The sequence below is a fragment of the Gordonia sp. OPL2 genome, assembly GCF_003797825.1.
Classification (GTDB): Bacteria; Actinomycetota; Actinomycetes; order Mycobacteriales; family Mycobacteriaceae; genus Gordonia.
In genome coordinates this window covers 36,464-51,132 of the sequence record NZ_RKME01000036.1, presented here as the reverse complement: position 1 = coordinate 51,132, position 14,669 = coordinate 36,464, and the positions used below count along the sequence as shown (strand labels likewise).

At 68.5% G+C, this 14,669-nt stretch carries 13 protein-coding genes; 4 read left to right on the top strand and 9 right to left on the bottom strand.

Annotated elements, in window-relative coordinates; genetic code table 11:
• The 5 genes from EEB19_RS23720 to EEB19_RS23700 all read right to left on the bottom strand — a co-directional run.
• Positions 1-760, bottom strand: a 760-nt coding sequence (locus tag EEB19_RS23720; protein ID WP_187589785.1) for a cyclase family protein, incomplete at its 3' end; no start/stop codon positions are given.
• Between the two features lie 23 nt (positions 761-783).
• Positions 784-1,926, bottom strand: coding sequence for a sorbosone dehydrogenase family protein (locus EEB19_RS23715; protein ID WP_262365882.1), 1,143 nt, complete (start codon positions 1,924-1,926; stop codon positions 784-786).
• A gap of 303 nt (positions 1,927-2,229) precedes the next feature.
• Positions 2,230-3,783, bottom strand: coding sequence for a succinic semialdehyde dehydrogenase (locus EEB19_RS23710; RefSeq protein WP_187589784.1), 1,554 nt, complete (start codon positions 3,781-3,783; stop codon positions 2,230-2,232).
• A 13-nt stretch (positions 3,784-3,796) separates the two neighbouring features.
• Positions 3,797-4,396, bottom strand: coding sequence for a ribonuclease E activity regulator RraA (gene rraA, locus EEB19_RS23705; RefSeq protein ID WP_262365879.1), 600 nt, complete (start codon positions 4,394-4,396; stop codon positions 3,797-3,799).
• Between the two features lie 49 nt (positions 4,397-4,445).
• Entirely contained in the window at positions 4,446-5,330 is an 885-nt protein-coding gene (locus EEB19_RS23700) for an alpha/beta fold hydrolase (RefSeq protein ID WP_187589783.1), read from the bottom strand.
• 137 nt (positions 5,331-5,467) lie between these two features.
• On the opposite strand from EEB19_RS23700, the gene EEB19_RS23695 reads away from it, so the two are divergent.
• Complete coding sequence (locus EEB19_RS23695; protein WP_262365878.1) at positions 5,468-6,400, top strand: MBL fold metallo-hydrolase; 933 nt, start codon at positions 5,468-5,470, stop codon at positions 6,398-6,400.
• A 9-nt stretch (positions 6,401-6,409) separates the two neighbouring features.
• Here EEB19_RS23695 and lysX read toward each other — a convergent pair whose 3' ends face one another.
• Positions 6,410-9,823, bottom strand: a complete 3,414-nt coding sequence (lysX, locus tag EEB19_RS23690; RefSeq protein WP_187589781.1) for a bifunctional lysylphosphatidylglycerol synthetase/lysine--tRNA ligase LysX — start codon at positions 9,821-9,823, stop codon at positions 6,410-6,412.
• 53 nt (positions 9,824-9,876) lie between these two features.
• On the opposite strand from lysX, the gene EEB19_RS23685 reads away from it, so the two are divergent.
• On the top strand, positions 9,877-10,095 hold the full coding sequence (locus EEB19_RS23685; protein WP_262365881.1) for an RNA-binding S4 domain-containing protein: 219 nt from the start codon (positions 9,877-9,879) through the stop codon (positions 10,093-10,095).
• Positions 10,096-10,489: 394 nt separating this feature from the next.
• Here EEB19_RS23685 and EEB19_RS23680 read toward each other — a convergent pair whose 3' ends face one another.
• The gene (locus EEB19_RS23680; RefSeq protein ID WP_187589779.1) at positions 10,490-11,380 is read right to left on the bottom strand and encodes a cutinase family protein; all 891 of its coding nucleotides are present in this window, start codon (positions 11,378-11,380) and stop codon (positions 10,490-10,492) included.
• Between the two features lie 136 nt (positions 11,381-11,516).
• On the opposite strand from EEB19_RS23680, the gene EEB19_RS23675 reads away from it, so the two are divergent.
• Positions 11,517-11,951, top strand: a complete 435-nt coding sequence (locus tag EEB19_RS23675) for an SRPBCC family protein (protein ID WP_187589778.1) — start codon at positions 11,517-11,519, stop codon at positions 11,949-11,951.
• 148 nt (positions 11,952-12,099) lie between these two features.
• On the opposite strand, the gene EEB19_RS23670 is transcribed toward EEB19_RS23675, so the two are convergent.
• Complete coding sequence (locus EEB19_RS23670; protein ID WP_187589777.1) at positions 12,100-13,308, bottom strand: TetR/AcrR family transcriptional regulator; 1,209 nt, start codon at positions 13,306-13,308, stop codon at positions 12,100-12,102.
• Positions 13,309-13,318: 10 nt separating this feature from the next.
• Positions 13,319-14,368 (bottom strand): iron-containing redox enzyme family protein, encoded by a 1,050-nt coding sequence (locus EEB19_RS23665; protein WP_187589776.1) that lies wholly within the window; start codon positions 14,366-14,368, stop codon positions 13,319-13,321.
• Positions 14,369-14,427: 59 nt separating this feature from the next.
• Here EEB19_RS23665 and EEB19_RS23660 point away from each other — a divergent pair, with 59 nt between their 5' ends.
• Positions 14,428-14,664, top strand: a complete 237-nt coding sequence (locus tag EEB19_RS23660; protein WP_187589775.1) for a CDGSH iron-sulfur domain-containing protein — start codon at positions 14,428-14,430, stop codon at positions 14,662-14,664.
• The last annotated feature ends 5 nt before the right edge of the window (positions 14,665-14,669 follow it).

Sequence of the window (14,669 nt, the reverse complement as noted above, 5' to 3'; positions counted from 1 at the left end):
CACCCGCGAACCGCGGCGCTCCGACGACGACCCGCGCCCCGACAGCAGGCACCGACGACAGGTTCGCCATCGCCTCGACGGCATAGCGACCGGCACCGAGGATCGCGGTGTGCGCACCGACGGCATCGCGGATGTCGACGCTGAGGGTGTCGGTGCCGATGGCGACGACACCCCGTTCACGCACCAGCATCGTGACGGCGGCGGGATCGAATCCGGCAGCGTCGGCGCCACCTGTGCTCGGCTGCCATCCGCTGTGCAACGCCACCAGCGCACCCCTTGGGATACGCCCGTGCCGGGACTCATGGACCCCGACGTCACGCTCCGTCAGCCGGGCCCGCCGGTCGCGCCGTGCGCGGCCGGCGATACTGATCACCACCAGTGGTGCGACGAGGTCGGCGGCGGGGATCCGGTCCACCGTGATCCCGTTGCCGATCTTGTGGGCGGGGGCGTCGACGTGCGTGCCCGAATGCTCGGAGAACGACATCCACCGCGTCGCAAAACCCTGATTGCCCGGCCCGACCCTCGACGTCGGGACCGCCACGACCGGAGCGCTGCCCGGCCACAGCGGGAAGTCATGGGAGAGAACATGAGTGAGGTCGACGACGCGACCACGCCCGGGTGACGCACCGGCCTCGCCCGCTGTTGCCGCGGCCACCCCGACCACGCCTGCCGCGACTCCGCCCGTCATCCGCAGTGCGGTGCGCCGTGAGAACCGACGCGCTTCCTCGTGGGCATGCCGCACCACATCGTCGTCGCACATGTCGCCTCCCCCTGTGCGGCCGGTCAGGCCGGCTTCACTCGCAGGATGCGATCGGAACCGCCGTTGTCTGTCGTCAGCAGGAGCGAGCCGTCGCGGTCCACGCCGAGTCCGCGCAGTCGGCCGTAGGTGTCCTGCAGGGCGTCGGTGGTTCGGACCACCTGGGTGCCCTGCTCGTTCAAGGTGACGAACTGCAGGTGCTTGCCCTTCTGCGCGGTGATCGCGACCGCCCCGTTCAGGTCACCCCAGCCGGACGACGGGAGGAACTGCAGGGCGGGCGTCGCCATCGTCGGCTTGCCTGTCTTCCAGATGGCGTCGACGGCACCGGGCACGCGGACCGGATCGGTCATCGGTACGGATTCGTCGTAGATGAAGGGCGTGCGGTCGGGCTTGTAGCCGTAATTGGCGCCCGCGCGAAGAAGATTCAGCTCGTCGTCGGAGTCGGTGCCCTGTTCGATGACGTAGACGCGGCCGTTGTGCAATTCCACGCCCTGGACGTTGCGGTGCCCGAGCGTGTAGATGGGGCTCGACGGATTCGGATTGCCGGCCGCCGGGGTGCCGTTGGCGTTGATGTGGAGGACCTTGCCGCCCAGCGAGTTGCGGTCCTGGGGGTTGGTGGGGATCGCGTTGTCGCCGGTACCCACCCAGAGGGTGCCGTCGGCTCCCGCCGTGAGACCACACCCGGCGTGGCGGCCCGTCGCCGTCAGGGGGATGCCGCTGAGCACGTTCCGCTCGCGGACCATCGTCGACCAGTCCGCGCCGACACGCCACGACACCACGTTCACGACCTGGCCGGTGTTCGGCCACGGAAGCGGCAGATTCGCGACCGACCCGGGCACGCTCACCGCCGCACCGTTCGTCGACTCCGCCTGGCACGAGTACACGCGGCGCGTCTGCTCGAATCTCGGATCGATCGCGAGACCCATCAGGCCGGCCTCTTTCACCGCGAAGATCTTCGACAGATCGGCCTTGACCGACTTCTTCTGCCCACCGGGCATCACGGCGACGAATCGGCCCGCGCGCTCACCGGTGAGGATCACGCCGTCGGGCGCGACGACCATGTCCCACGGATGGTCGAGCCCGGAGGCGACCGTCGAGACCGACAGATTGGGCGCGGCGTGGGCGGTTCCCGCGGTGCACAGGCCGGCGACGAGGGCCCCGACGGTCAGGCCGACAGCTGCGGCGCGCTTGGCGAGGGCACGGGTGGGCACAGTCCGGGATCGAAGTCCGTTCACGTGGGTACGGTAACCCGGGTCCGTCGACGACCGCGGCATCTCGCCGGGATCGTGTCCGAATTCCAGGGCCGGGCGCGCCGGCAGGCACACGACCCGCTCCCTTGCCGAGCTCCGGAAAGCGCCCCCGAAAAGCACCCTCAGCAGCGGAGGCGTCGACATATCGTCGACGGCAGCTCTGCGTAGGGCGCTTTTCGTGGGCGCTTTTCCGTGGGCACATTCCCGGGGAAGATTCCCCCGTCAGCGACCCGGCAGGTACTTCAGCGCGCGGATCGCGTACGGCGTCACGGCACGATAGACACCCTTGGGGATGCCGGGAGCGCGATCGATGCCGATGAATCGCTGCTCGGCGACGGTCTGCGGCTCGGTGTACTTGAGCAGCCCCTCCTCGCCGTGTCGTCGGCCGACGCCCGAGATCCCCATGCCACCCATCGGGGCGGCCGTCGACGCCCACGCGGCCGCGTAGCCCTCGTTGATGTTGACGGTGCCGGCACGTAGCTGGTCGGCAATCGCGTTGGCCTCCGAGCTGCTCCCGGCGAAGACACTCGCGTTGAGGCCGTAGCGGGTCGCATTGGCCAGCTTGATCGCCTCGTCGGTGGAGTCGACGGGATAGATCGAGACGACGGGCCCGAAGGTCTCCTCGGCATAGCACGTCATCTCGTCGGTGACGTCGGTGAGCACGGTCGGCTCGAAGAAGAACGGGCCGAGGTCTGCGCGACGACGACCGCCCGCGAGCACCTTCGCCCCCTTGGCGACCGCGTCCTTCACATGCTCCTCGGCGGTGTCGACCTGCGCCGCCGACGCCAGCGACCCCATGTCGGCGGTGAAGTCATAGGTGGCGTCGAGCGTCATCGCCGACACGAACGCCGAGAACTTCGCGGTGAACTCGTCGGCGATCGCCTTGTCGACGTAGAGCCGCTCGATCGAGATGCACAGCTGACCGGAGTTGGAGAAGCAGGCGCGGGCGGCACCCTCGACGGCGCGGTCGATGTCGGCCTTGGCGCTGACGATCATCGGATTCTTGCCGCCGAGTTCGGCGGAGAAGCCGATCAGCCGACGGCCCGCCTGCTCGGCGAGCGTCGCGCCGGTCGCCGACGACCCGGTGAACATCACGTAGTCGGTGGTGGCGACGATCGCCTGCCCGACGACGCCACCCGGCCCCGGCACCACGGCGAACAGTTCACGCGGCAGCCCTGCCTCGTACAGCAGTTCGGCGAGGGCGAGCGCGCAGTACGGAGTCTGGCTGTCCGGCTTGATCACCACACCGTTGCCGGCCAGCAGAGCCGCGACCGCGTCGGACACCGCAAGGGTGAGGGGATAGTTCCACGGACTGATCACACCGATGACGCCCTTGGGCTGATACCGCACCCGCACACTGGTGGCGCCCGGAAGCATGCCGCGAACCTTGTGTTCCGCCAACGTCTTCGGGCCCGTCGTCGCGTAGTACCGCGCGGTCAGCGCGACGTCGATGACTTCTTCCTGTGCGTAGATCCGCGCCTTGCCGGTCTCCGCCTGCGCGATGTCCATCAGTTCGGCGGCGTTGCGGTGCACCAGTTCCGAGAACGCCGACAACACCTCGGCACGTTGCGCCGGCGTGCGCTGGGCCCAGCCCTCCTGAGCGACGCGGGCCCGCGACACGGCGGTCTCGAGGTCCTCGGCGGTACCGATCGGGATGGTGGCCATCTCGACGCCGCTGAACGCCTCGAGCACCGGTCGCGTCGGACGGGCGTCCGCGTCGTCGATGGCGATCAGTCCGGACAGGCGGCGGAAGTACTCGGGCGTGGGCTTCGGCATGGCGGTGGGTTCCTCAGCTCTCGGTGGTGGGTTCTGCGGTGTCGGCGGGTTCGCGGGAGTCAGCGGACTCCGAGGAGTCAGCGGCAGCGGTGTCAGCGGCAGCGGCGTCAGCGGACTCAGGCGCGTCGTCGGACGCGGCGACGAGGACGATCCCGTCGTCGTCGGAGTAGACGATGTCGCCCGGGTTGACGGTCTCGCCGCCGATGGTCAGCGGGATGTCACGATCGCCGACGCCGGTCTTGGTGGACTTGCGCGGATTCGTGCCCAAGGCCTTCACCCCGATGTCCATCCCGCCGATGGTCGCCGCGTCGCGGATCGCCCCGTTCACGATGACCCCGACCCAGCCGTTGGACCGGCCGAGTTCGGCGATGATGTCCCCGACGAGCGCGGTGTGCACCGACTCGGCACCGTCGATCACCAGCACCCCACCTGGATTGGGCTCCGACAGGATCGACTTGAGCAGCGCGTTGTCCTGGAAGCACTTGACCGTGGTCGCGCGCCCGACGAACTCGCGGCGGCCGCCGTACTGCGTGAACTGGGTGTCGCAGCTACGGACGAGGTCCCCGATCTCGTCGACCAGATCGGCGGTCGGTGTGAAGGTCAACTCGGTCATGACGACGAGTTTAAGCCGATCCGTCGGTAAATGTTACCGGCGGGTACAGCTATCCCCCGGCATCTGCCGCTCCTGGACGGATCGCGGCGATCGCCGCGGCCACCTCGTCCGGGCGGTCGAGGACCAGGAAGTGATGTCCGACGACGAGCACCAGCGATGCCCCGAGCATCTGGGCGTAGCGCGCCTGCTTCCACGCCCAGTACCGCCGCCACGGCCGGATCCCGTGCACCGCACCGACGACGACACGGGGCACGGTGGGCATCGGACATCGCCGCCGAAGGTCCCGCAGGTCGGCGTTGACCGTCGGAAACGTCGCGTGCTCGATCAGTGTCGCGCGGACCATCGACCGCGTTCCGAACACCGCCGCCGCCCACTGGCGCTGCGCGTCGTCGACGCCCTCGGGCGGCACCGGCAGCAGACGCGGCCGCAGATCGGCGCTTCGCCGCCGCAGACCGAGACCTCGGCTCACGACCTCGACGACGCTGTCGAGGCGGCGCGCGATGAAGGTCCGGGCACGCGTCGGCAACATTCGCCACGGCACCATCACATAAGAACCGTCGATCATGACGACACCCGCGGTCCGGTCCGGACACCGCCGGGCGAATCCCTCGGCGTAGAGCGAGGCCATCGAGTGCGCGACGACCGTGACCGGTCCGTCGATTCCCACCGCGTCGAGGACCGCGCACATCCTCTCCACCTCGCCGTCGAGCGACGGATGATCCAGTGGCGCAAGCGGTTCCGACATTCCGTATCCAGGACGGTCATACCGGATGACCCGCCACGACCCGCGCAGCCGATCGGTCAACGGATCGAGATCGAACCAGTTGCTGCCCAGCGCGGCCAGCACCAGCAGGGGCGGGCCCGTGCCCTCGTCGAGAACATGTACCGATACGCCGTCGAGGTCGATCAGCAGGCCGGGAGGTGGTGGGCTCACCGCATCGTCACCTCCTGCCCCGGGTGTCGGCTGATGAAGCGCATCTTCCTCTGCAGCCGATGCACCACCGGGTTCGCGCGGTAGCGTCGTGCTCGCGTCACCCCGGTCCGAGATGTCCGTCGAAGGAGCCCCCAGAGGTGCCGAATCCACGAGAGCGCAGTCCCGGGCCCGGCGAGGTGCTGACCGCCCTCGGTCACCTGGCGCGCGGGACGGTGCGGCCGAGACCTCCGGACGCCCGGCTGATGGCGTCGATCGCGGATGCCGGACTGCCGGCAGGCGATCGCACCGTGACGGTCCGAGCATTGCCACAGGTCACGCGGCGCGTCCCGGCGACGGGGATCGTCGAGGGGGCGGCACCCGTCCGGAGACTGGAATCGGCGATGACCACGTTCGTCGTCGAGCATCCCGCCGCGACATTCCTGGTGGATCCCGGTTTCTGCCGGCAGGCACGCGACCGTGTCCTGACCGAACTGCCGTTCCTGACCCGGCTGCTCGTGACCCCACCGAGGACGACGGTCAGCACCGTCGACGGACTCACCACCCGCCCGCCGATCCGACAACCGGACTTCGCGCTGCCGACCCATGCCCACTGGGACCACGTGTGCGGCCTCCTGGACCTCCCCGGCCTGCCGGTGCTCCTGCGGGACACCGAGCAAGCGTGGATCCTCGACGGCGAACGACCCGTCGCCGGCGGTGTCCGGCCGGCGCTGACCGACGGCAGGCCGGTTCGCACCTACGGCCTCGACGGCCCACCGGTGTCCACGTTCACGGCAAGTCACGACCTTTTCGACGACGGGTCGGTGCTGGTGGTCGATCTCGCCGGGCACACGCCGGGAAGCGTCGGCATCCTCGCGAGGACCGCCCGCGGCTGGGTGCTGCTGGCCGGCGATGCCGCGTGGCATCACGAGCAGGTCGATCGGCTCCGACAGAAGCCGGCCTTCCCCGGCGAGTTCGTCGACGCCGACCGCGACGCCGCGTTCGCGACGCTGCATCGTCTGCATCTCGCCCGCCACCGGATGCGGATCGTCCCGACCCACGACTCCTCGGTCTCGACGCATCTGTGTAGGTGACCCGACCGCTCACCCCTCCTGCGGTTTCGCCAGCGGGAAGGCCAGGGATTCGCGGATCGACTGCCCGGTGATCAGCATGACCACACGGTCGACGCCCACGCCCAGGCCACCGGTCGGCGGCATCGCGTATTCCAGGGCCTGCAGGAAGTCCTCGTCGAGCTCCATCGCCTCGGGATCGCCACCCGCCGCGAGCACCGACTGGGCGGTCAGCCGCTTGCGCTGCTCGACGGGGTCGGTGAGCTCGGTGTAGGCGGTGCCGAGCTCGACGCCCCACGCGACGAGGTCCCACCGTTCGGCGACACCGGGAATGGTGCGATGCGCCCGGGTCAGCGGCGACGTCGACGTCGGGAAGTTGGTGTAGAAGGTCGGGAAGGTGGTCCGGTCCTCACCGAGGTGTTCATACAGTTCGAGGATCACGGCCCCGGCGTCCCAGTCGTGACGGTAGGCGATGTCGAGTCGGTCGCAGATCGCGCGCAGCGTCTCGACGGGGGTCGCCGGCGTCACCTCCTCGCCGGCGCCTTCGGACACCACCTCGTGCACGGTCTTCACCGGCCACGGACCGGAGATGTCGATGCGCTCGGTGTTGCCCTCGTCGTCGGTGCGGATGATGACCGGCTCGCCGTACGCGACGGTCGCGGCGTGCTGGATCATCTCGCGGGTGAGGTCGAGCATCTTCAGGTAATCGCTGTGCGCCTCATAGGCTTCCAGGCTGGTGAACTCCGGGTTGTGGCTGAAGTCGACGCCTTCGTTGCGGAAGTTCCGCCCGATCTCGAAGACCTTCTCGACACCGCCCACGCACAGCCGCTTGAGGTAGAGCTCGGGCGCGATGCGCAGGTACAGGTCGAGGTCGTAGGCGTTGATGTGGGTCTGGAACGGGGTGGCGTTGGCGCCCCCGTGGATCTGCTGGAGGATCGGCGTCTCGACCTCGAGGTAACCGCGGGCGGAGAGGAAGTCGCGCAGCGACTTCACCACCAGACTGCGGGTGGCGAGCAGATCCCGGGTGTTCGCGTTGATCGCGAGGTCGACATAGCGCTGCCGCACCCGCGCCTCCGGGTCGGTGAGTCCGCTCCACTTGTCCGGCAACGGCCGCAGGCATTTGCCGAGCATCCGCCAGGTGCTCGCGAGCACCGACAACTCGCCCTTTCGGCTGGTCCCCATCTCTCCGGTGATCTCGATCAGGTCGCCGAGGTCGACATCGCCGGCGAAATCCGGGGCCGCGGGATCGAGCCGTGACGCCTCGACGAGCACCTGGATCTCCCCCGACCAGTCGTGCATCTGCGCGAACACGACCTTGCCGAAATCACGCAGACGCGTGACACGCCCCGCGACCCGCACGGTCGTACCGGCCGGCGCCGCGGCCGCCTCGGCGATCGTGTGCGTGGGCGGGTCGGCCGGTGGGTAGGGGTCGATGCCGTCGGCGATCAGGCGTTCCATCTTCGCCAACCGGACCCGGACCTGCTCGGGCCGATGGACCTCGACCGCGGTCTGGTCGGCTTCTGCCTCGAACTCGGCGATGAGGGCGTCGACGTCGACACCGGCCGGGATGGCGGACTGCCCCTCGGTGTAGTGGCGGGCGCGGCCGAAGCGCGGCAACCGGACGAAGCCCTCAGTGACGATGGCTGCGAGACCGACCCGCGGCATCACGGCGTTGTCCTCGAAGCACAGGTATCTCGGCTGCCAATCGGGCCGGTATTTCGCGTTCGACTTGTACAGCGATTCCATCTGGAAGAACCGTGACCCGAACATCAGCACCGAATAGGTCGCCCGCATCGCCGGCCCGGCCCCGATGTCGGCGCCGTGCTCGAAGAATGCCCGGAAGGTCGCGAAGTTCAGCGACACCTCGGTGATGCCGTACTGCTCGGATTCCTTGGCCAATTCGGTGACCATCGTCTCGACGATGCCGTTGACCGAGCCCCGGTCGCGCCGCATGACATCCAGGGACACCCCGGTACGGCCCCACGGGACGAACGACAGCATCCCGACGACCTTCTCGTCGTCGGCGCCCTCGTTCTCGACCGCCTCGACGAGCAGGCAGTCGCCGTCCTGTGGGTCGCCGAGGCGTCCGAGCGCCATCGCGAAGCCACGCTCTTCGTCGGTGTCGCGCCAGGCGTCGGCGCGGGCCACCATCTCGGCGATGCCCTCCTCCGACAGCTCGCCGTGCCGGCGGATGCGCACCGTGATCCCGGCTCGCTTGGTGCGGGTCACCGCCTGCCGCACACCCTTCATCGCCGGCCCGTTGATGCTGTAGCCGCGGGTGTGGATGATCGCCTCGTCGCCGATGTTGAGCGATCCGAATCCGGCGGCATCGTAGGCAGCGGCGCCCCGTGCGCTCGGTCCCATCGCCGCCGGGTGCCAGCCATAGCGCTCGCACAGGGTGAGGAACTCGGCGATCGCGTCGCCCCAGGACTCGGGGTCGCCGATGGGATCACCGCCCGCGAGCGCGACGCCGACCTCCACCCGGTAGGTCAGGGCCGCGCGACCGTCCGGCGAGAAGACGACCGCCTTGTCGCGTCGGGTGGAGAAGTAGGCCAGCGAGTCGTCGTCGTTGAAGCAGGCGATCTGCGCGCGGATCAGACGCTCGTCGTCGGCGGTGATCAGCGCGCGTAGCCGCACCGACCGGAACAGCACGAGTGCAGCGGCGATCAGTGCCAGCGCCCCGAACAGGCCGAGCAGCCCGTTGACCGGGGCGTAGGCGTGGCGGCCGTCGAACGTCGCCTCGGGATCGACCGAGCCGAACGCCACGACGCGGTTGACCGCGTACGGCAGCCGGTCGGCACGCGTGAGGGTGTGCGGGAACGCCCACACCAGCGCCCATCCGAGCAGACTGCCGACCACGAGACCGGCGATGAGAACACCCAGCGCACGCCAGAGGGCGCCGCGGCGGACACGGGTGTAGAACTGCCGCCGCGTCGCGAGCAGGAACACGAGAGCCGCCACATCGATGACGAGGCCGATCCAGAGGTTGATGCGGTCGTTGTCGGTCACCGACAGTTCGTCGGCGAGCGCCGGGATCAGGTAGAGCGCGTTCCCGATCGTGTACAGCAGCAGATAGACGACGGCGATCCACCAGGCGATGCGTTTGCGCATCGACAGCGCGAACGCGAGCAGCGCGAGGACGAACGCCCACGCGAAGCTGGTGTCGGGCAACGTGATGATGAAGGTGTCCACATAGTCACGCGGCACATGGATGAGGTGCCGGAAGAACGGGAAGACACTCGACAACAGCGCGATCGCCGCGATGACGCCGACGACGGTTCCCGCGATGCGCGGAGCGTGGCGCCCGAAACCACGCGGCGTCCGGATGCGGTCGATGAGATCCTTGGACCGACGTTCGGCGGCCGTCTCCGGATGATGTGGATGGTCGACGTCGTCGTCGGCGATGTCTTCGCGGGGGAGCGTGGGGCGCGGGGCTTCCAACGTCATAGGAGAACGTTAGCCGTCCGGACTCGCCTTGTACTGCAACGTTGGGCAAGATGATGGCGATGGATGACGTACCGATTCGCGATGATTCGATCCGCCTGGGTCAATTCCTGAAGCTGGCCAACCTCATCGAGTCCGGCGCCGAGGCGAAGGGTGTCATCGCCGACGGCATGGTGTCGGTCAACGGCGAGGTGGACACGAGACGCGGACGACAGTTGTCGCCGGGCGATGTGGTGGAAATCGGTGGGCAGTCGGCCCGCGTCGTCAGCGAATGACCGGGCACTGACCGAGATCAGGACTGCAGCCGACGCAATTCCGCCGGGGTGGCGAGACGTTCGGCTTCGGCCGGGAACATGCGCGCGCCGCGAGATCGGCCGAGACGGCCAGTGATCGAGCTCAACCGTGAGCTGCGGCGGGGGACGGAGTATGAATTAGCCAACCTCATGACCAATCACTTCCCTGGTTTACTACGACGGACTCGATCTTCGGCTTACTGTAGTCGGTCGGCGGTGAGTACCCAAGTCATTTCGCCCCGCGGACGAATACGTCTCCGTCACATCGGAACCGTCGCTGTGACCGGCCTGACCGCACTGCTCGCATGCCATCCGGTACATCGATACTGCCACCTGCGGCGTTACATCTCCGGTAGCGACAGGCCTTGGATGTGGATCAGGCGAGTCCGGCGAGGTATCGGTGCGCCCACTGGACGGCGGTGACGCCGGGGCGAACCTGGAAGGCGGCGTAGTTGCCGTGCGAGCCGGACTGCAGGAATCGGTTGAACTCGGTGATCTGCTCCCGCGCTCGCCTGTTGCTGAGCTCTTCCACGATCTGCCCCGGGCCGCCGAGGGTCAACAGTTCGGCGACGATCGCCCCGGCCTCGGCCTGGTACTGCCCGATCTGGCTCGGGGTCGGATCGCTCGTCTCGGCGAGGTAGCCGACGATTCGCGTGATGAAGTAGTCGCGCGGGACGTTGCAGTAGAGATCGGCGGGCTCGCAGATGGTGAACGCACGCGGAAGAACCCAGCCCATGCCGTCGAGTCGCGGACCGCCGCTGCCCTCGCCGCCAAGGGGTGGCCCGATCAGATTGTCGCGCTTGGACCGACGGGGGTCGGATATCAGGACGACGCCTGCCACCTGTCCGGGACGGATCTCCGCGCGACCGCTCCCGATCTCGGAGGCGACGTCTCCGGCGGCGTCGGCGCCCTGGCTGTAGCCGGTCAGTGCGATCTTGGTGCCCGGGCACTTGCGCAGCATCGTCAGCGCCAGGCCCTTGGTGTTGGCGACGGCCTGCGCCTTCGACTTGCCGTAGATGGCCTTCTCCCACGGGAAAGCGGTCGCGTCGTAGCCGACGAACTGGACTCGGGTCTCGGCTCCGAGGCCCGACGTGATCTCGCCCAGGATGCCGGGGCTCACGCCGTTGGCCCAGGTGCCCGGCACTGCGAGCACATAGATCTTCGGACAGCCCGCAGGGGCCGCGGCTGCCGGCGCCCCGAGGGACACCGTCGTCCCGATTGCCACCAGAAAGGCCACCACACCGGCGACCAACGCGCGCAGACGCATCGTCGTCCCCTCCAGATTCCCGATATCCGGTACCGCTGACGAGTGTATCGATCGCGACCCCAGACGGCGGACCCATCCGATCAACGAGCCGCGCCGAATCGCCCGCGAGCATTCACCCCACCACAGAGGAGCTGACGTGGTCGACGTTTCCCGGACCTTCACCGTTCGCCGCCCCCTCGACGAGGTCGTCGCCTATCTGCGCGATTTCGCCAACGCGGTCGACTGGGATCCCGGCACGCAGAAGTGCGAACGCATCGGGGCCGACCCGGTGGCTCTCGGAACGCGCTGGCACAACGAGTCGAAGCTGTTCGGCATCTCCACCGAACTCGTCTATGAACTGACCGTTGACGAGCCCGATCACCTCAAGTTCACCGGCACCAACAAGACCGCCTCGACATTCGACGATCTCACCTTCGGTCGCGGCGACGGTGACTCGACGATCATCACCTACCACGCGCACGTCGAGTTCAACGGCGCCGCGAAGCTCGCCGACCCGGTCGCACAACTGGCGTTCAACCGCCTCGCCGACTCCGTGCCGAAACAGATGACGACGGTGCTCGAGAAGCGCTGAGCGGCCAGGTCGGGCGCCTGGGGAACGAGATTGCGGGTGTCTCGAGGGGCGGCCCTTCGAGACACTCCGCTAACGCTCCGTTCCTCAGGGACCAGGCGTGGGGACACCGGCGCTCGGTTCCTCAGGGACCGGGGTGGGGACGGCGGCGCTATTCGACCAGCGGAAGCGGCGCCGACAACACCGCCGCGGCCAGCCATCGCGCATCGTCGGGGAGCGTGGGCGTGCGCAACACCTCGACCCGGACCACCCCGTTGACCACGGCGAGCGTGAGGTCGACGAGGGTCTGCGCCTCGTCGGCGGTCAGCTCCGGACGACACATGTGCACGAGACGACGCCACTCCCCCACATAGTCGAGGTAGGTGCGGGTGAGCGAAGCGAGCTCGTCGCCGTCGAGCAGCGCGGTGTGCGAAAGGCAGACCGCGATCAGGTCCCAGTGGCCGTAGGCGAACCGGGTGTAGCCGGCCAGCAGCTGATCGAGCGCGACCTGCGGGTCGGTGGTCTGGCCGAGGACACGGCCGAGCTCCAGCCACAGGGCGTCGAAGGACCGGCGGATTCCGCAGACGAGGATGTCGCGTTTGCTGCTGAAGTGGTTGTAGACGCTGGGGCCGGCGATGCCGACCGCGTCGCCGATGTCGTCGAGACTCACATTCGGGTATCCGCGGGCGGCGAACATGGTGATCGCGGTCGTCAGCAGGGCCTCGCGTCGCGAGGCCGGGAGCATGCGGGCACCGGCGTCGATCTGCGCAGGGCCCACCGACATCGTTTCGGGCTGCGGCCGATTGGGGTCCAACCCGGCGGCGACGACGGCCCGCGCAGCCTCCATCAGCATGCGCGGCTGATCGGCCACCGGTACCGGTAGTTCGCGATGGCCCGGCCAGTTGACGACGGCGAACACCGCCCAGGACGTGACGTCGGCGGGCACACATCCCGGTTCGGACGCGGCATCGATCAATGACGCGAAACCCGACGCCACCGTGCGGATACGGCGCAACAGCACGGCGCGCTCCTCGGGGCGGAGGTGACCCTGGTCGCGGCTCCACAGCGAGTCGAGGGCACGCGACCCCGTGGTGACGTGGACGATCCGTCGCGTCGCCTCCACCGGATCCGCGACACCCTCGATCTCCTCCTCGTATCGACTCAGCGCCTCGTCGAACGCCGCCACCAGCAGCTCGTTCTTGTTGCGATAGTGCCGATACAGCGCGCTCGGGACGATGCCCACCCGCTCGGCGATGTCGCTCATGCTGACCGCGTGGTACCCATCGGTGCGGAAGAGTTCGGCCGCGGTCGTGAGGATGCGCTGCTTGCGGTCCTTCGGCCGGGCGCGCCGGGCAGGACCATCCGCGGGAGCAGTCGTCATGGGTGTCCTGTCAGGGTGGACCCTCAGTATGCCCGTGCGTGCTCGTGTCCTGCCAGGTCTCGAGAAGATGGCGCCCGACGTCGGCATCCAGTACCAGCGCGGCCCGGAATCCGATGAGGAGATCGCACGCCAACTCCGGCTCCTGGTCGAGCAACGGGACCGCCATGTCGTAAAGGGCGATCTGCTCGTGCACGGCATCGGCCTCGACATGTTCGTCGAAGAAGCGGGTGGCGTCCGCGTCGTATCCCAGACGTCTCAGCCCCTTCGCATACCGCTTGTTCGGGAGCGACGACGTGCATTCCAACGCGAGCAGATGACCGACCACCGCCGCCCGGAGTCGTCGGCGAGAGGCGAAGAGCGTCAAGGCGTTCGACCACGCCAGCGTGACCGCGGGCAGATCACCCGCGTACGCGCCGTAATCGCTGTTCAGTCCGATCGCCCGCATCGACCTGGCGAACAGCGTCGAATGCATGTCCTCCTCGCGACCTCCGCCGTACTCGTCGCTCTGGATCTCGACGAGTCCGGCCTTTGCCCGGCCCGCGAGCCGCGGGATCGCGGTCGTGTGCGGATCTGCCTCACGCAGGTGGTACAGCGACCGATGCCGCAACAGGTCGCGATAGTTCTCTATCGTGCCGCTGTCCTGGAGGTGTGTGGACATCGCAGGCGCGTCGATCTCGGCGAGCTCACGACGGACCCGCGCGGGGAGTTCGGCCGCCGAACATCCGTCGACCGCGCCGACACGATCGCGGACCGCGGCTTCCAGTGCGTCCCCGAGTGTCTGACGTATCGCCGACACCGCCGGATGGTCGTTCCACCGATCATCGACACCGTCCACACCGCGACCGTCCAGTTCGGCCACGACGAACCAGGCCCGCTGCACGTCGAGGTCCGCGAGCAGGGCGCGATCACGTGGCGCAGCGTCGATCGTGGTCTGCACGCCGCGGACGCAGGCATCGATGTCGTCCGCGTGACCGGTGAGCAACTCGACAACAAGACGCCCGACCGGTCCATGTCCTGCCAGCAACGGACACCGCTTCGGCGGCCCCTCGATCGTGGTCATGAGGGCTCTCCGTGTGCGTGGGTCTCCCGTCGGGGCGAGGTGTCGCGCACCATGGAGTGATGGACACACCACCGCAACGTCGGTCGCGCCCCACCGGTCACGGGTCGGCGCGCATCACCGTGACGCCCGGCGGACCTCTTGTGGTCCGTGGCGACGTCGAGCTCGTGGATGCCGACGGTGAGCCGATTCCGCGGCATCGCGCGACGGTGGCGCTCTGTCGGTGCGGCCGTTCGACGATCCAGCCGTATTGCGATGGCAGTCACGCCATCGGTAGGGCGGCGATCCGGGGGGAATGACATGG